The sequence below is a fragment of the Massilia sp. 05N420 genome (assembly GCF_056397205.1).
Map to the genome: position 1 here is coordinate 246,402 of NZ_JBFTMX010000015.1, position 16,370 is coordinate 262,771.

Here is a 16,370-nt window from a genome sequence, read left to right on the forward strand (position 1 = left end):
ATGGAAACCCTACGATTCAATTTCAACGGCGGCCAACGCCGGATCATTGGTGCCCGCCTGGTGGGCGTGGTCGGCTCCGGCAACCTGGAGATCCTGATCGAGCGCCAGCCGCTGGACGGCGCCTGCGCGATCGAGATCAGCACCGCCGCCCACGGCTTCGGTCCGATCTGGGAAGCGGTGGTGCGTGACTTCCACCAGCGCTGGCAGCTGGCCGACGTGCGCGTGTCCATCAACGACATGGGCGCGACCCCGGCGGTGGTCAGCCTGCGGCTCGACCAGGCGGCCGAATCCATCACAGGAGAGGCCTCATGAGCAGCTACCAGGAAGCCACCGCGCGCCAGCGCATCGCCGGCATGCTGGATGAAGGCAGCTTTACGGAATTCCTGCCGCCGCAGCTGCGCGTGGTGAGTCCTCACCTGCACCAGCTCGATGCGCCGGTGTCCTTCGACGATGGCGTGGTGGTCGGCAAGGGCAGTATCCAGGGCAGACAGGTGTTCATCGCCGCCCAGGAAGGCGGCTTCATGGGCGGCGCGGTCGGCGAAGTCCATGGCGCCAAGCTGGTGGGCATGCTGCGCCGCGCCGTCGACGAAAGCGCCGGCGCCGTGCTGCTGCTGCTGGAGACCGGCGGCGTGCGCCTGCACGAAGCGAACGCCGGCCTGATCGCCGTATCGGAAGTCATGCGCGCCGTGCTCGACACCCGCGCCGCCGGTATTCCGGTGATCGCCCTGGTGGGCGGCTCGAACGGCTGCTTCGGCGGCATGGGCATCGTGGCCCGCTGCACCAACGGTGTCGTCATCTCCGAAGAAAGCCGGCTGGCGATGTCGGGCCCGGAAGTCATCGAGACCGCCGGCGGCGTCGAGGAATTCGACGCCCGCGACCGCGCCCTGGTCTGGCGCGTCACCGGCGGCAAGCACCGCTACCTGATCGGCGACGCCCAGGCCATCGTGGCCGACGACGTCGCGGCCTTCCGCGATGCGGCGCTGCGGCTGGCCGATGCGGCGCGCGGCGCGGGGACCGGGCTGACGCTCGAAGCGCTGGAAGCCGAGCAGCGCATGCTCGGCAGCCGCCTCGATCGCTTCGGCAAGCTCGACGATCCACTGGAGATCTGGGAAGACCTCGGCATCGGCGAGCCGCAATCGGTGCCGCTGCTGGAAATCGACGCATTCCGCGAACTGGCCGATGGCCACCGTGAAGGAGCCGCACCATGAACTGGCAACAAGTGGCGGACGCCCTGTTCCCGCAGGGCCACCGCATCGTCGAAGGCGACTGCTTCCTGAGCGGCGAAGCCCAGGTGGACGGAAAGACGGTGACCGTGATCGGCACCACCGGGCACACGCCGATCGGCGTCGAGATCGCGCTGGCGCAGGCCAGTGCCATCCTCGACACGGTCAGGCGCCATCCCGGCCGGGCGATCGTGATCCTGGTCGACACCGAAGGCCAGCGCCTGCGCCGCCGCGACGAGATGTTGGGCATTAACAGCTACATGGCCCACCTGGGCAAATGCGTCGAGCTGGCGCGGCGGAGCGGCCACCGCATCGTCGGCCTGGTGTACGACCAGGCGCTGTCGGGCGGCTTCATCACCAGCGGCCTGATCGCCGATGCCTGCTATGCCCTGCCCGAAGCCACCATCCGCGTGATGGGCCTGCCGGCCATGGCGCGCATCACCAAGGTGCCGCTCGAACGGCTGGAAGCGCTGGCCCAGGACAACCCGGTGTTCGCGCCCGGTGCGGAAAACTACCTGCGCATGGGCGGCGTGGCCGGGATCTGGCACGAGAACCTGGCGGCGGCGCTGGAGGATGCGCTGGCCCAGGCGGGACCTGGAGACCGCCGCGCCGAACTCGGGCTGGAACGCGGCGGCCGCAGGCTGGCCTTCGCGGTCGCGCAGGCGGTACGCACGGGATCCGATGTACAGGCGGCATGACCTGGTCTGGCTGACGCCGCAGGGCTGGGCGTCGGCCCTGGGCGGCCTGGACGGCGCGGCGCGCGAGCTGGCCCTCGGCTGGCAGGCGCGCGGCTTGCCGGCCGTGGTGCGCCGGCTCGAGCCGGACACGCCGCCCGGCCTGCTCTGCCTGGGCATTCCCGCCCCGCCCGATCCGCACAGCGGCCGGAAGGTCAGGCTCGGCTTTGCCGTCGAACGCAGCGAAGTCGCGGCAACGCGGGGCGCGCTGGCGCTGGACGAAGCCGAGGCGCCGGCCGCCTGGCAGCCAGGCCTGCGCAAGCTGCGCATCGCACTGCGCGCCGCGGGCGTGGACTGCCGGGTGTTCGGCTCGATGGCGATGCAGACGCTGACCGGCGATTGCTATCTCGGCGCCGGTTCGGACATCGACCTGCTGCTGCGTCCCCTCGACGAGGCCCAGCTCGAGACCGGCCTGGCGCTGCTGGCGCGCCATGCGCAAAGCCTGCCGCTGGACGGCGAGATCGAATTCCCCTTCGGTCATGCGGTGTCCTGGAAAGAATGGCTGGGCACTGACACGCAGGAGGCCGGCAAACTCGATCGCGTGCTGGCCAAGCACCTAAATTCCGTGGCGCTGCTGCGACGCGACGCCCTGCTCGCCCAGTTCGGCACGGACGGTGGCCGTCATGGCTGAGGCCTGCCTGCGCGAGCGCGGCCACGCGGCCGCCGATGCCGACGATGCCGCCGCGGCCGGCGCCATCGTCGCGCGCCACGCGGTGCGCAGCCTGTACCAGGAACTCGCGCTGTATCCCAAGCCCGGCCTGGTGTCGCTGGTGGATACCGGCAGCCACGACGACATGGATGCCTCGACCTTCGTACGCAGCCTGTTCTCGCTGCGCCGCTACTTCCTCGACATCGCGCTGGCCGGCACCAGGCGAAGCGGATTCGAGACCCTGCGCCGGCTGGGCATCGAAGCGGAGCGGCGCATGCTGCTTGCCACCGGCGGCATCAACACGCATCGCGGGGCGATCTTTTCGCTCGGCCTGCTGTGCGCGGCGGCCGGGCGTGCGGCGTCCTCGTCCTGGCAGCCGGAGGTGCTGCGCGCCACGCTGGCGGACTGCTGGGGTGAAGCGCTGGCCGGCCACCGGGGCCCTGCCGCATCGAACGGTGCGCTGGTCCGCAGCCGTCATGCGGCGCCGGGCGCGCGCGAACAGGCGGCGACCGGTTTCCCCGCGATTTTCGAACTGGCCCTGCCCACCCTGCGCCGTACGCTGGCGGCCGGACGCGGCCTGCGCTGCGCCCGCATCGACACCCTGTTCAAGCTGATGGCCGAGCTGTCCGATACGAACGTGTACCACCGCGGCGGCGCGGAAGGGGCGCGCGTCGTGCGCGATACCTCGCTGCGTTTCCTGGAGCGCGGCGGCACCGCGGCCGACGACTGGGAGCGGGACGCCGTGGCGGCGCACCGCCGCTTCGTCGCGCACCGGCTGTCGCCCGGCGGCGCGGCCGACCTGCTGGCCGCGACCTGTTTCGTGCACTCCCTGGCTACCGAGGGAGTGCCCTGACGATGCGGCTGGCCATCCTGTGCCCCGGTCAGGGCGCGCAAAGCCCGGCGATGTTCGACCTCGCAAGCGGCGATCCGACAGCCTTCGGCCAGGCCGAAGGCTGGCTGCGCGATGCGGACGGTCCGGTGGCGCAGACCCCGCTGCCGGCGCTGCTCGCCCATCCCTCGGCCATGTTCGACAACCGCTGCGCGCAGCCGCTGGTGGTGGCCGCCACCCTGATGGCCTGGACCATGCTGGCCGAACGCCTGCCGCGTCCTGCCCTGGTGACCGGCTACAGCGTCGGCGAAATCAGCGCCTATGCGGTGGCCGGCGCCCTGCCGCTGGAGCGGGCGGTCGCCATCGCCTCGCGGCGCGCCGCGATCATGAGCGAAGCGGCGGCGAGCGCCGGCGAACAGGGCATGGCGGCGGTGTCCGGCATCGCCTCCCGGGCCGCCCTGGACCTCGTGGCGCAAGCCGGCTGCGAAGCGGCCATCGACACGCCCGGCGCCCTGGTCGCCGGCGGCCTGCGCGCCAACCTGGACCGGCTGGCGGCGCTCGCGCCTTCGATGGGCGCCACGTATAAACCTTTGCCGATCACGGTCGCGTCGCATACCAGCCTGCTGGCGAGCGCAGTCGATCCGCTGCGCAGCCTGCTGCGGGACGATGCCGCAGCCCCTGCCCTGCCGCTGCTGGCGGGCGTGAACGCGTCCACCGTGCACGACGCCGCCCAGGCGGCCGAGCTGCTGGCGCTGCAGACGGCGACCACGATCCGCTGGACCGAGTGYCTGGACGCCCTGCTCGAGGCACGCATCGACGTCGCCCTGGAACTGGGTCCCGGCGGCGCGCTGTCGCGCATGCTGCGCGAACGGCATCCGCAGATCGCCTGCCGCTCGGTGGCGGATTTCCGCAGCGTGAAAGGCATCGCGGCCTGGGTCGCGGCCCAGGCCTGAGGCCAGGCGCTAGAACTGGTGGCGCAAGCCAACCATCACGCCCTTGCGGGCCGCGTGGCCGATGCCAAGGACCGGTCCCGAGCCCCAGTATTCGGTCTCTCGGCCCACCGCGCCGTCGTGCGCATCGTTCACATCCGCTTCYAGGAACAGGCTGGTGCGCCTGGACAGCGCATAGTCGGCCACGGCGGCGAACACATTCGTGCGCCCGCTGCCGAGAAGGATCGGCGCCGCCTGGAACTGGGTCGTCACGCCGCCGCTCTGGACGTAGCGGTAAAAGGCGCCCGACAGGTGCAGGGCCGGCGTGATCTGGTAGCCCAGGCCGATGAAGGAGATGACAAAGCGCGCATCGCCGGCGCTTTCGTGGCGCCCCATCCGGCCGATATAGGTGGTCGCCTTGCCGGCGGCCCAGGACGCGCCCAGGGTGTAGTTGCCGACCGTGTTGCCGTCGCTGGATGACGCGCGGCGCTCGTCGTAGGCTGCGCCCAGCCCGAGGCCATCCTTCGAATACATGATGCCGCCGCCGAAGGTCGAGCCGCGCGTAGCGCCGCCCGTCTGCTCGCCCGCCCCGTAGTCGAGCTGCAGGCTGACCGGGCCGACGGTGCGCTTGTAGATGACGCTGTTGTCGATGCGGTAGCCCTGCATGAAGATGTCGCCGCCCGTGTAGTAGGGATCGGACCAGTAGTTGCCCCAGCTCTGGTCGAGCGGATTGAAGGACCAGCCCACGTTGTTCACGGCGTTGTACTGGCGGCCGAAGGTCAGGCTGCCCCAGGAACCGCTCAGGCCCACGAAGGCCTGCCTGCCGAACAGGATGCCGTATTCCGGCTGGCCGGTATCGGTGCCGAAGCCGCTCTCGAGCTGGAAGATGGCCTTGTTGCCGCCGCCGAGGTCTTCGGTGCCGGAGATGCCCAGGCGGCTGCCGCCGATCCCGCTGGCCACCACTTCGGTCTTGTTGCCGCCTTTGCCGTCGATGTTCGAGGTATATCGCAGCGCCGAGCTGATCACGCCATACACCGTCACGCCCGACTCGGCGGCCGCCGCCAACGGCGCCAGCGGCATCAGCATGCCTGCGCCCAGGCACACGACGGCTGCCCGCTTCCACGAACCTGCATCTTTCATCATTGTCTCCTCCATGGCGCGCTGTTCTATCTCGCTAGCGCTCTCTTGGGAATTACAGGTCCAGCACCAGCTTGCCGCTCCGGGCGCGCGACACGCAGATCATCATGGTCTGCTGGGCGTCCTTTTCGGCATTGCTGAGGTATTGGTCGAGGTGTTCGGCTTCGCCTTCGAGGATGCGGGTCTCGCAGGTCCCGCACACGCCTTCGCGGCACAGGCATTCCACCTGCACGGCGTTGTCCCGTTCGATCGCCTTCAGGATCGATTCGCCGGCGCCCACTTCGACGGTCTTGCCGGACTTCGCCAGCACCACCGTGAAAGCACCGTCGTTCGCGGAAGCGGTGGCGGCAAACTGCTCCCAGTGCACGCGTCCGGGATCGACACCGGCCGCCTGCGCCGCCTTGCGCACCGCCTCGATCAGCCCTGCCGGGCCGCAGACGTAGACGTGCGCGCCTTCGGCCAGGCCGCCGAACAGGCCGCCCAGGTCGAGCTGCTGGCCGAGGCGGTCGACGTAGAAGCGGACCTTGCCCGAGGACTGTCCGGCCAGTTCTTCCAGCTCCTCGCTGAAGGCGCCATGCTCGGGCCCGCGGAAGGCGTAGTGCAGCTCGTGGGAGCCGCCGCGCCGGCGCAGCTCGTGCATCTGCGACATGAAGGGCGTGATGCCGATGCCGCCCGCGATCAGCACGTGATGCTGCGCCTCGTCCGACAGCGCGAACAGATTGTTCGGCGTGGTGATGTCGAGCAGGTCGCCCTCCTTCACGCGGTCGTGAAGGAAGGCCGAGCCGCCTTTCGACGGCGTCTCGCGGCGCACCCCGATCTGGTAGGCGCCCAGGGCTTCCGGTGAACTCATCAGCGAATAGGCATTGCTGTAGCGCCGGTCGCCGTCACGCATCTGCACGATGACGTGGCTGCCGCCGGTGAACGCGGGCAGCGTGCCGCCGTCGGCGGCTTCGAGGGTGAAACGCTTGATCAGCGGGGTGACGGTGTCGACACGCGCCACCCTGACCGGGATGGTCCGATATGAATTTTCCATTGCTGCGATCTCGTCTTTCCTCCGCTACGCCTGGACGGCCATGCAGAGGTACTTCATTTCCATATAGTCTTCGATGCCGTAGCGCGAGCCTTCGCGGCCGAGCCCCGACTGCTTCACGCCGCCGAAGGGCGCGACTTCGTTCGAGATCAGGCCGGTGTTGATGCCGACCATGCCGTACTCGAGCTGCTCCGCCACGCGCCAGGCGCGGCCGATGTCCCGGCTGTAGAAGTAGGCGGCGAGCCCGTAGATGGTGTCGTTGGCCATGCGCACGACCTCGTCCTCGGAACGGAAGCGCACGATCGGCGCCACCGGTCCGAACACCTCCTCGTCGAGGATGCGCATGCCGGGCGCGACTTCCGTCAGCACCGTCGGCGCATAGAAGCCGGGGCCGGCGGCATGCATGGCGCCGCCGACCGCCACCCGGGCGCCCTTGCCGACCGCATCGGCCACCAGCTCGGCCACCTTGTCGATCGCCTTGCCGCTGATGAGCGGGCCGATCTCGGACGCGGCGTCGAAGCCGCTCCCGACGCGCAGCTGCGCGACCCTGGCCGAGAAGCGCTCGACGAAGCGTTCGTAGACGGCGTCGTGCACGTAGAGGCGGTTGACGCAGACGCAGGTCTGGCCGGCGTTGCGGTACTTGGCCTGCAGCGCGCCGTCGACGGCGGCGTCGATGTCGGCATCCTCGAACACGATGAAGGGTGCATTGCCGCCCAGTTCGAGCGAGACCTTCTTGACGGTGGCGGCGCATTGCTGCGCCAAGAGGCGCCCGACCGGCGTCGAGCCGGTGAAGGACAGCTTGCGCACCAGCGGGTGGCCGGTGAGCTGGCTGCCGATGGCGACGGCATCGCCGGTGACGACGTTCAGCACGCCGGCTGGAATGCCGGCCCGCAGCGCGAGTTCGGCCAGCGCCAGCGCGCTGAACGGCGTCTCGTTGGCGGGCTTGACGACCATGGTGCAGCCGGCGGCCAGCGCCGGCCCGGCCTTGCGGGCGATCATCGCGGCCGGGAAGTTCCACGGCGTGATGGCGGCGCAGACGCCGATCGGTTCGCGCACCACCAGCAGGCGCTTGTCGGCACTCGGCGAGGGGATCACATCGCCGTACACCCGCTTGCCTTCCTCGGCAAACCATTCGATGAAGGAAGCGGCGTAGCGGATCTCGCCGCGCGCCTCGTGCAGCGGCTTGCCCTGCTCCCAGGTCATGATGGCGGCCAGGTCGTCTTCATGCCGCAGGACCAGCTCGTACCATGCGCGCAGCAGCGCCGCGCGTTCCCTGGCGGTGCGGGCGCGCCAGGCCGGCAGGGCGGCGTGGGCGGCTTCGATGGCCGCCACCGTCTCGGCCTCGCCCATGCAGGGCACGCATCCGATGCGGCCGGCGCCGGCCGGATCGAATACCTGCACGGTGGTGCCATTGACCGCGTCGCGCCATTCCCCGCCGATGCAGGCCTGCCGGCGGAACAGGGTCTCGTCGTTCAGGCGCGGCGCGCCTTCCAGGTGGCCGCGCTCACTCATCGCCGTACTCGTTCGCCATCTTGCGGTGGAAGTGGACGATGCCGTGTTCGCTGATGCCGCTGCGTTCGCGGTCGACCATGATGCGGCCCTGGCCGCGGTAGCCGCGCGACTTCAGGCCGCGCTGCACGCTTTCGACCAGGTTCAGGTCTTCCGGGCGGAACACGTTGCGGTACCACTCGACCAGCTTGGCCTGCTCCTCGGTCAGCTCCTTGTTGAGGAAGTAAATGTCGTAGTGCTGCAGCGTGACTTCGGCGCTGACCGGCAGCTCGTAGATGACGGTCATGAAGTCGGCGCCCGGCGGCACGTTGAACATGGTGCAGGGCCAGGCCCAGAAGCCGGCGAAGCTCGGGTCCTTGATCGACGGGTCGAGCTTGAACGATTTTTCCGAGGACTTGGCCAGACCGAACTGCAGGGTCCAGTTACCGTGCAGGGTGTGGACGTATTTGTCGACCTGCACGGAGTCGGAAAAGCCCGGGTGGGCCGGTCCGCAGTGATAGCACTCCATGTAGTTGTCGACGATGCTCTTCCAGTTGGCCGCCGTCTCGGTGACGAAGCGGGCGCCCAGCTGCAGCTGGTCGATCACCGGGCAGGCGGCGCGCAGACGGCTTTCCAGGCCGGGCAGCTGCTGTTCCACCGTGCCGGCCTCGGGATCCATGTTGATGAAGACGAAGCCGGCATACTCTTCGACCTTGACCGGCACCAGGCTGGACTTGTCCTTGTCGAAGTTCGGCACGTTGTCGCAGTTACGCGCATGGGCCAGCTCGCCGTCCAGCTTGAAGGTCCAGGCGTGATACGGACAGGTGATCACGTTGCGCGCCCGGCCGCTGCCGCTCAGCAGCTGGTGGCCGCGGTGCGGGCAGACGTTGTAGAAAGCGCGCAGCACGCCGTCGCGGTCGCGCAGCACCACGATGTTCTCGCCGATCACCTCGCGGGTAATGTAGTCGTTCTTCTCCGCCAGCTCGCTGCGGTGGGCGACGCAGATCCAGCTGTGGGCGAAGATCTTTTCCTTCTCGTACTCGAAGACGGCAGGGTCGGTGTAGCAGGACGCCGGCAGCGTCCAGGCGTTTTCGGTATCGGCGCAGAAGTCGGCCGGCAGCTTGACGGTTTGATTCATTGTATCCTCACATTTAACAGATAACCGTTGGTTAACATAACGGTAAAAAAATATAAAAAGAATTCGACGTGCCGGGTGCGGGGCGACGGTGCCGGGGAACTCACTCCGCGATCGCGGCCTGCTTGCTGCCGGCGTCCCGGTCCGGCGATGCAGGCTTCGCATGCGGCGGCGGCATCGTGGACGACTCGATCAGGTGGGCCGGTATATTGCCGTAGTCCTGGCTCAGCCAGCGGAACAGGCCGAACAGCTTCACGGCGAGGATGGCCAGGAAGGGAATCGCGGTCAGCACCACGGCGGTCTTCATGGTCTCCAGCGATGCCTTGGTGAACAGCATGGCCAGCGGCACCAGGGTCAGCATCACGCACCAGAACACGCGGCTGGTCGGCGTCGGATCCTCGCCTTCGCGCAGGTTGCGGGTGGTGGTGGCGGCCACTGCGTAGGCGACGGCGTCGACGTGGGCGGCCAGGAAGACGACCATGATGGCCAGGTAGACGCCGAGGAAGAACTGACCGGCCGGCATGGCGTTCAGCAGAATCTGGACCGCCTCCTCGCCGCCGTGTTCCTTCAGGATGCGCGGGACGTCGATGGCGCCCGACAGGAACTGGTGCATGCTGTAGCTTTCGAGGGCGCCGAAGAAGAACCAGCATCCGACGCTGCCGCCCAGCAGGAGGGCCATGATCACTTCGCGGATCTTGCGGCCCTTCGACACGCGGGCGACGAACATCGCGACGCCGGGCGAATACGAGACCCACCAGAGCCAGTAGAACACGGTCCAGCTGCGGCTGAAGGAACCGTCGCCGGCCGGGTCGGTGAAGAGGCTCATGTGCACATAGTCCTGCAGCATGCGCCCCAAACCGTTCACGATGTTATTACCGGTGAACTGGGTCGGACCGATCACGAACACCACCGCGGCCAGCAGCAGCGCGCCCCAGCAGACCATATGGCTCAGGCTCTGCATGCCGCCGTCGATGCCCACGTAGGCGCTCAGCGAGAACAGGATCGACACGCCGACGATGATGACCAGCTGGGTGGTGAAGGTATCGGGCACGCCGGTCAGGCTGGCCAGGCCGCGCGTCAGGGTCGATGCGGTCAGCGCGATCGAGACGGTGAGTGCGCCGAACATCGTCAGCAGGAAGATCAGGTCGACCACCCGCCCGACCGGGCCGGAAGCGCGGAAGCCCGTGATGGCCTCGACGATGGACGCCAGGTTCAAGCCCTTGTTCTTGCGGACGTGGAAGTGGTAGGCCATGGCCAGGGACGGCAGAGCATAGATCGCCCAGGCGCTCAGGCCCCAGTGGAAGAAGGAGTAGCTGATGCTGTACTCCAGCGCGTCGCGGCTGCCGCTGGCGATGTTCAGGCCCGGCGTCTGGTAGTAGTAGACCCACTCCATCACGCCCCAGTACATGGTGGACGAACCCATGCCGGCGCAGATGAACATGAAGATCCAGGAGAGGGTCGAATATTCCGGCTTGTCTTCGCCGAGCCGCACGTTGCCGTACTTGCTGAACGCGAGGGCCAGGCAGGCCAGCACGCAGCCGAAGGCGAGTACCTGGACCAGCGCCCCGAAGGAACGCGTCGACCATTCGAAGAGGTGGGAAGCGGTGGCGGCTGCCTGGGCAGGCCATTCCGCGAGGGCGACGACGGTCACCAGCACGGCCGCGATGGTGCAGCCGGTCAGAAACCCGTCGCTGCGTAGCGAGGTGTTTTTCATACTGTCTCCTCCTGTGCGCTCGCACATGGATTATTTATTTGTTCCGCATGTCTGGTCCAGTACTGGCACTCATCTGCGGAGTCATGTAAACTACTGGTTTACGGTAAAACTATGGTTTACGAATTCATTCTAGGGAATTTGCGAGCCGTGTACAAGCAGAATTTGCGAGTTTTTTACGCACCGGGTCGCTGAGCTATACTTTCGAACGGCACCTTGCCATACCGCCAACTTGGATCGATTTATGACAGAAAACAGTTTTGCGTTCCGCCTCAAGGAGCTGCTTGAACATAAGAACCTGACCTTGCAGGCAGTCGCGACTGTGTTAGGCGTGTCCCGACCGGCGGTGCACAAGTGGACCAAAGGCGGCGAGATCGATTACGAGAAGCTGCGCAAGCTGGCCGCCTTCCTGGGCGTGAACTGGGTCTGGCTGCGCTACGGCGAACAGGCGCAGCACGAAATGGAAAGCGCGACGACGGTCGACCTGCCGATGACCGACGTGCGCCGCCGCTACACCGCCGAGGTGGTGGCCAACGAAGCGCGCATGAAGCTGGCCCAGGAAGGTGCCCGCATCGTGACCTGGGAATGGGACCTCATCACCGACGACGTCAAGTACTCGTCGAACGTGGAGTCGGTCTACGGCTGGCAGGTCGAGAGCAACGAAACCTTCTATACGCACGTGCACCCGGACGACATCCCGATGATGCAGCGGATCTACGAGGAGTCGATCCGTCTCGGCAGCCCGCACGAATTCGATTTCCGCCTGATCCAGCCCGACGGCACCGTCCGCTGGATCAGCTCCCGCGCCACGCCGGTGCGCGAGTTCGACGGAAGAGTCATCAAGTTCGTCGGCATCAGCATGGAGAACACCGCGCAAAAGCTGGTCGAGCAGTCCTTGCGCGAAGAACGGGCGCGCTGCCGCGCGGTGCTCGAGCTGAGTGCCGGTTGCATGGCCCTGCTGGATGCGGACCTGCGCTGCGAGTCCGTCAACGATGCGCTGGCGGCCTGGCTCGGCTGGCCGAAGGCGGAACTGGAAGGCGAATCCTTGCTGAAGCTGTTCACGGACGGCGGCGCGCGCCTGCGGCGCAGTGCGCGCGCCAAGTCGCCCTCTCCCTTCGAGACCGTCCTGCAGGACAGCCGCGGCGAAGCGCTGCCGGCGCAAGTGCGCCTGGCGGCCGGACGGCGCGAGGATGGCGGGCTGGCCTGGGTGGTGGTGGCGATCGAGGCCCTGTAGAGCGGCTCAGTCCTCGTTGAACCACTCTTCCAGGAAGGCGATGCAGACCCGCACATTGGCCGTCGTTCCCAGCCGCGCCGGATAAATGGCCCAGAMGTCGGCTTCCTGCGCGTAGTCCGGCAGCACCCTCGCCAGGCGCCCGTCGTCCAGGCTGCGGCCGACGTCCCAGATCGAGCGCAGGATGATGCCGTGGCCGTCGATCGCCCACTGGTGCACCAGTTCGCCGTTGTTGGTCGAGAGCGCCCCCTTGACGCGCACGCTTTCCTCGCCGGCCGGCCCGCTCAGCTTCCAGCGGCCGAAGTCCTGGTCGCGCTCGCGGATCACGATGCACTGGTGCTGCGCCAGCTCGGCCAGCTGCCGCGGCATGCCGTGGCGCTCGAGATAGGCCGGCGCGGCGCACAGCACGCGCTGGTTCCTGGCGATGCGGCGCGCGATCAGGTGCGGCTCCTGGACCTGTCCCACCCGGATGTCGAGCTGGAAGCCCTCGGCGATCAGGTCGACCGTCCGGTCCAGCAATTCGAGCTGGACTTCCAGCTCGGGATACTTGCGGGCCAGCGCGGAGACAGCCTGGCCGACGCGGTTGCGCCCGAATCCGGAACTGGTACACATGCGCAGCAACCCGCGCGGCGTACTCCCCTTCTGCGAGATGGCCTCGCCCAGCTGGTCGACGTCTTCCTGGATCCGCAGCGCCCACTGGTGGACCACGGTGCCGTGGTCGGTCAGCGCCAGCGTGCGCGTGGTCCGGTGCAGCAGGCGCACCCCGAGGGTCTGTTCCAGCACCGCGATGCGCTTGCTGACGAAGGCATTCGAGACCCCGAGCTCGGCCGCCGTCGCGGAAAAGCTGTGCTTCCTGACGACGGTACAGAACAGCTTGAGGTCTTCCAGCAGGGAGCGGCTGGCATGGAGATCTGGGCGCATGGGAAGAGGAAGCATCGGCAAGATTATTTACGTTTCGTGTCTTTTCGATTCACGAATCTACCGATTATATGCCTGATCGTATTCGATATGATGTTAGCCAACGTCAACCCATGTTCAAGGAATCACCATGAAAAAGCAGAAGATTGCAGTCATTGCCGGCGACGGCATCGGCAACGAAGTGATGCCGGAAGGCCTGCGCGTGCTGGAAGCCGCCGCCGCCCGCTTCGGCCTCGACCTCGAATTCACGACCATGGCCTGGGCCAACTGCGACTACTACCTCGAGCACGGCCAGATGATGCCGGACGACTGGCGCCAGCAGCTCGAAGGCTTCGACGCCATCTATTTCGGCGCCGCCGGCATGCCCAACCTGGTCCCCGACCATATCTCCCTGTGGGGCTCGCTGCTGAAGTTCCGCCGCGAATTCGACCAGTACGTCAACCTGCGCCCGGTGCGCCTGATGCCCGGCGTGCCGAGCCCGCTGGCCAACCGCAAGCCCGGCGACATCGACTTTTATGTGGTACGCGAAAACACCGAGGGCGAATACTCGTCCGTGGGCGGCAAGATGTTCGAAGGCACCGACCGCGAATTCGTGGTGCAGGACGCCGTGTTCACCCGCAAGGGCACCGACCGCATCCTGAAGTACGCCTTCGACCTGGCCCAGAGCCGCCCGAAAAAACACCTGACCTCGGCCACCAAGTCGAACGGCATCTCGATCAGCATGCCCTACTGGGACCAGCGGGTCGAAGCGATGGCCGAATCCTATCCGGACGTGAAGTGGGACAAGTACCACATCGACATCCTGTGCGCCCGCTTCGTGCTGTCGCCGGAACGCTTCGACGTCGTGGTCGCCTCCAACCTGTTCGGCGACATCCTGTCGGACCTGGGCCCGGCCTGCACCGGCACCATCGGCATCGCACCGTCGGCCAACCTGAACCCGGACCGCAGCTTCCCCTCGCTGTTCGAGCCGGTGCACGGTTCCGCGCCCGACATCTACGGCAAGAACATCGCCAATCCGATCGGCATGATCTGGTCCGGCGCGATGATGCTGGAATTCCTCGGCAACGGCGATGAGCGTTACCAGGCCGCGAACGATGCCATCATGAAGGCGATCGAGCTGGTGCTGGCGCAGGGGCCGAAGACGCCGGACCTGGGTGGGACGGCGAATACGACCGAGGTTGGGAAGGCGATTGCTGCGGCGATTTGAGCATCGGATTTTCGCTGGATGAAAAAAGCCGCGTGGGTATGAACTGMACCCCAAAAGTTGGACACCAACTTTTGGGGTTTTTCATGACGAAGTACGATGAGCAGTTCAAGCTCTCGGTAGTCCATAGCTGACATGGTTTTTCAAACCTTTATCAGCCCCAAAGTCCATACCACCTCATGGCGAGCACTTACGCAGGCTAAGCAAGGGTTGCGATGCTCCGGCCTTCAGGTCCTTGGAATCTCAAACTGGGCCTCATATCGAGGAAATCAACTTTGCACCGCAAGCCGTGAGGTCGTTGTCATACGCATACGGCCGGCCCTTGTGTTTGGCGCCGGCAGCGTCCGGCTTGATAGGAAACTTGCCTTTGCATTTGGGACAATAGGTGAGATCGTCGGCAAGCGCTGCTTCAGTACCCATCACGATAGTGCCGGATGAAACAGAAATAACCTGGCCACCGTGGTCCGTCTTGTCATTCAATCGAATTACGCCACGCCCCTCATGCTTCATGTTCAATCACCTCCCGATGCGAATTGATGGCCGGCCCGCCGCAGTGCGCTGCCCAAAGCAACGGAGTTGAGCGAGCGCGACCTTTCGACATAATCAGCCCGAGTCATTTCCCCGTTGGTTTATCCGCCTCCAGCAGGTGCCATTTCAACTCGGCGCTCTCCAGCGGCAGCATCCAGTCGCGCTTGGGGTCCGGGAAGGCTTGTCCTGCGGTCAGCCAGCGCTGCCGCCACGCCTGATTGACTTCCTGTTCCAGCGGATGGCCAGGTACAAGCCATGGCTGCCAGGTTCCCGTGATCGGACAAACTTTGTTCCCGCTACATTCCACGGGCGGGGCTAAGCGCGGGACTTGCCGGGACAACCTGGGCGCCGTGCGCGGCGCGACCATGCCGCCGTTGTTGTGGACGGTAAGCACTCGCTGCCAAACGATCCCGAGAATAGTCCTCTTTCCCGTCTCGCTCGGGTAGCGCGGCTGTTCGAATGCCTCGCCCCTGCTGTAGAGGCCAGCTGGAATCGTGGACAGGAAGGCGCGTACCTCGGCGGATTCCTTTGGCGCTGTAGGTTGCCAGTAGCTGGCGAAAGGCGCGTGGAGCGCGTCGGTCGTTTCCGCTACAGGCCGGAAGGCATAGGCGCTGTCGAGGAAGTGGCGGCCCTTCCTGAGCGAGGCTTCGGTCGGTGCCGGAGCCTCCGGCACTGGCACGACGGCCATGGCTGCCGTGAGCAGGCTTTCGCGCTTGCCGTCCCATGGTGGCAGCGGTTCCGGCGGCAGGGGCAGGATCTTGTCGATGTTCGGAAAGCGGCGGTCGGGGTTGAACTCGAGTGCGTTGCGCAGCATGGCGTAACGCTGGCCGCGTGCCTTATCGATGAAAGGCACGAACATGTTTTCCAGTTCGTCTGGATGGTCAAACTCGATAGCCAATCTGCTTGCGCAGTACTCGCAGCCACCTCTTACGCCTTCGTGCAGGGCACGCATCACATGGTTACGGGTTGCCGGGGTTTCCCTGCCGCTTTCGGTTCCGTCGGGCGCCCTGGGTACTTCGTATATGGGCTTCATTTCGACGGCGGCCGGACCGTAACCCTGGGCCAGCGCGCATTCCAGCATCTTGATCGCAATCGGGATATTGCCCCAGTAGCCCGGCTTCAGATTGTCCGCTCCCGCGTCCATTTTCTCGCCCAGGAAGGCCATCGCGTGCGGGCTGCCCATTGCTGCCGCCTTCTGGAAAAAGGCGTAGGCCCTGTCGGGATCGCCATTCACGCCCGTGGCGTTGAGGTAATAGGTACCCATCCTGTCATAAGCGGCAGGCACGCCCAGTTCCATGGCCTCGGACACCAGGACCACCGCCTCGGTCGCGCCACGCGGCGGATCGTGCTTTTCCAAGTACAGGCTGGCCAGGTTCAGCATTGCCTTCCAGTGATGCCGTTCGGCGGCCTGGCGAGTCAGCTGGACGATTTTCTTGTAGTCGGGGTCTTCGACGAAGAATGTGCGATCTTCCAATGCACGCGCCTCGAGGAACCAATCCTCGGCCTGGGCGTCGATCGGCGGCACCTTGCTCGCCTCGGTCTGGCATTCGAACGAGGCGATGTGCGGGTCGAACGACGGCAGGGGTTGCATGTGAGGAGGAACCTTGGTCTTGTCCATATGGCA

Annotated in this window: 16 protein-coding genes; 8 read left to right on the forward strand and 8 right to left on the reverse strand. The window is 66.4% G+C overall.

The window, feature by feature from the left end; genetic code table 11:
- The 6 genes from mdcC to AC1DIX_RS12385 are packed head-to-tail and all read left to right on the forward strand — an operon-like array spanning nucleotide 1 to nucleotide 4,388.
- Entirely contained in the window at nucleotides 1–312 is a 312-nt protein-coding gene (mdcC, locus tag AC1DIX_RS12360) for a malonate decarboxylase acyl carrier protein (RefSeq protein WP_441934909.1), read from the forward strand.
- Nucleotides 309–1,208 carry a biotin-independent malonate decarboxylase subunit beta gene (locus tag AC1DIX_RS12365; protein WP_477252048.1) on the forward strand — a complete coding sequence of 300 codons (900 nt, stop codon included), beginning with the start codon at nucleotides 309–311 and terminating at the stop codon, nucleotides 1,206–1,208. The genes mdcC and AC1DIX_RS12365 overlap by 4 nt, the downstream gene beginning before the upstream one ends.
- Nucleotides 1,205–1,921 carry a biotin-independent malonate decarboxylase subunit gamma gene (gene mdcE / locus AC1DIX_RS12370; protein ID WP_477324585.1) on the forward strand — a complete coding sequence of 239 codons (717 nt, stop codon included), beginning with the start codon at nucleotides 1,205–1,207 and terminating at the stop codon, nucleotides 1,919–1,921. The genes AC1DIX_RS12365 and mdcE overlap by 4 nt, the downstream gene beginning before the upstream one ends.
- Nucleotides 1,905–2,588 carry a malonate decarboxylase holo-[acyl-carrier-protein] synthase gene (gene mdcG, locus AC1DIX_RS12375; protein ID WP_477324587.1) on the forward strand — a complete coding sequence of 228 codons (684 nt, stop codon included), beginning with the start codon at nucleotides 1,905–1,907 and terminating at the stop codon, nucleotides 2,586–2,588. The genes mdcE and mdcG overlap by 17 nt, the downstream gene beginning before the upstream one ends.
- Complete coding sequence (mdcB, locus tag AC1DIX_RS12380) at nucleotides 2,581–3,459, forward strand: triphosphoribosyl-dephospho-CoA synthase MdcB (protein ID WP_477324589.1); 879 nt, start codon at nucleotides 2,581–2,583, stop codon at nucleotides 3,457–3,459. Before mdcG ends, mdcB begins: the two co-directional genes overlap by 8 nt.
- Nucleotides 3,460–3,461: 2 nt before the next feature.
- Nucleotides 3,462–4,388 (forward strand): ACP S-malonyltransferase, encoded by a 927-nt coding sequence (locus AC1DIX_RS12385; RefSeq protein WP_477324591.1) that lies wholly within the window; start codon nucleotides 3,462–3,464, stop codon nucleotides 4,386–4,388.
- 9 nt (nucleotides 4,389–4,397) lie between these two features.
- Here the strand turns inward: AC1DIX_RS12385 and AC1DIX_RS12390 are convergent, their stop codons facing one another.
- The 5 genes from AC1DIX_RS12390 to AC1DIX_RS12410 form a co-directional block, all read right to left on the reverse strand.
- Nucleotides 4,398–5,507 carry a porin gene (locus tag AC1DIX_RS12390; RefSeq protein WP_477324593.1) on the reverse strand — a complete coding sequence of 370 codons (1,110 nt, stop codon included), beginning with the start codon at nucleotides 5,505–5,507 and terminating at the stop codon, nucleotides 4,398–4,400.
- 49 nt (nucleotides 5,508–5,556) lie between these two features.
- Entirely contained in the window at nucleotides 5,557–6,534 is a 978-nt protein-coding gene (locus tag AC1DIX_RS12395; RefSeq protein ID WP_477324595.1) for a PDR/VanB family oxidoreductase, read from the reverse strand.
- A 24-nt stretch (nucleotides 6,535–6,558) separates the two neighbouring features.
- On the reverse strand, nucleotides 6,559–8,043 hold the full coding sequence (locus tag AC1DIX_RS12400) for an NAD-dependent succinate-semialdehyde dehydrogenase (RefSeq protein ID WP_477324597.1): 1,485 nt from the start codon (nucleotides 8,041–8,043) through the stop codon (nucleotides 6,559–6,561).
- Entirely contained in the window at nucleotides 8,036–9,157 is a 1,122-nt protein-coding gene (locus AC1DIX_RS12405; protein WP_477324599.1) for an aromatic ring-hydroxylating oxygenase subunit alpha, read from the reverse strand. Before AC1DIX_RS12405 ends, AC1DIX_RS12400 begins: the two co-directional genes overlap by 8 nt.
- A gap of 100 nt (nucleotides 9,158–9,257) precedes the next feature.
- Nucleotides 9,258–10,868 (reverse strand): BCCT family transporter, encoded by a 1,611-nt coding sequence (locus AC1DIX_RS12410; RefSeq protein ID WP_477324601.1) that lies wholly within the window; start codon nucleotides 10,866–10,868, stop codon nucleotides 9,258–9,260.
- Between the two features lie 241 nt (nucleotides 10,869–11,109).
- On the opposite strand from AC1DIX_RS12410, the gene AC1DIX_RS12415 reads away from it, so the two are divergent.
- Entirely contained in the window at nucleotides 11,110–12,099 is a 990-nt protein-coding gene (locus tag AC1DIX_RS12415) for a PAS domain-containing protein (RefSeq protein WP_477324603.1), read from the forward strand.
- Between the two features lie 6 nt (nucleotides 12,100–12,105).
- Here AC1DIX_RS12415 and AC1DIX_RS12420 read toward each other — a convergent pair whose 3' ends face one another.
- Nucleotides 12,106–13,017, reverse strand: coding sequence for a LysR family transcriptional regulator (locus AC1DIX_RS12420; protein WP_477324605.1), 912 nt, complete (start codon nucleotides 13,015–13,017; stop codon nucleotides 12,106–12,108).
- A 127-nt stretch (nucleotides 13,018–13,144) separates the two neighbouring features.
- Between AC1DIX_RS12420 and AC1DIX_RS12425 the strand changes: the two genes are divergently transcribed.
- Nucleotides 13,145–14,221, forward strand: a complete 1,077-nt coding sequence (locus AC1DIX_RS12425; RefSeq protein WP_477324607.1) for a tartrate dehydrogenase — start codon at nucleotides 13,145–13,147, stop codon at nucleotides 14,219–14,221.
- A gap of 252 nt (nucleotides 14,222–14,473) precedes the next feature.
- On the opposite strand, the gene AC1DIX_RS12430 is transcribed toward AC1DIX_RS12425, so the two are convergent.
- Entirely contained in the window at nucleotides 14,474–14,728 is a 255-nt protein-coding gene (locus AC1DIX_RS12430) for a PAAR domain-containing protein (protein WP_477324609.1), read from the reverse strand.
- Nucleotides 14,729–14,831: 103 nt separating this feature from the next.
- Nucleotides 14,832–16,364, reverse strand: coding sequence for a tetratricopeptide repeat protein (locus AC1DIX_RS12435; RefSeq protein WP_477324611.1), 1,533 nt, complete (start codon nucleotides 16,362–16,364; stop codon nucleotides 14,832–14,834).
- Between the last annotated feature and the right edge of the window lie 6 nt (nucleotides 16,365–16,370).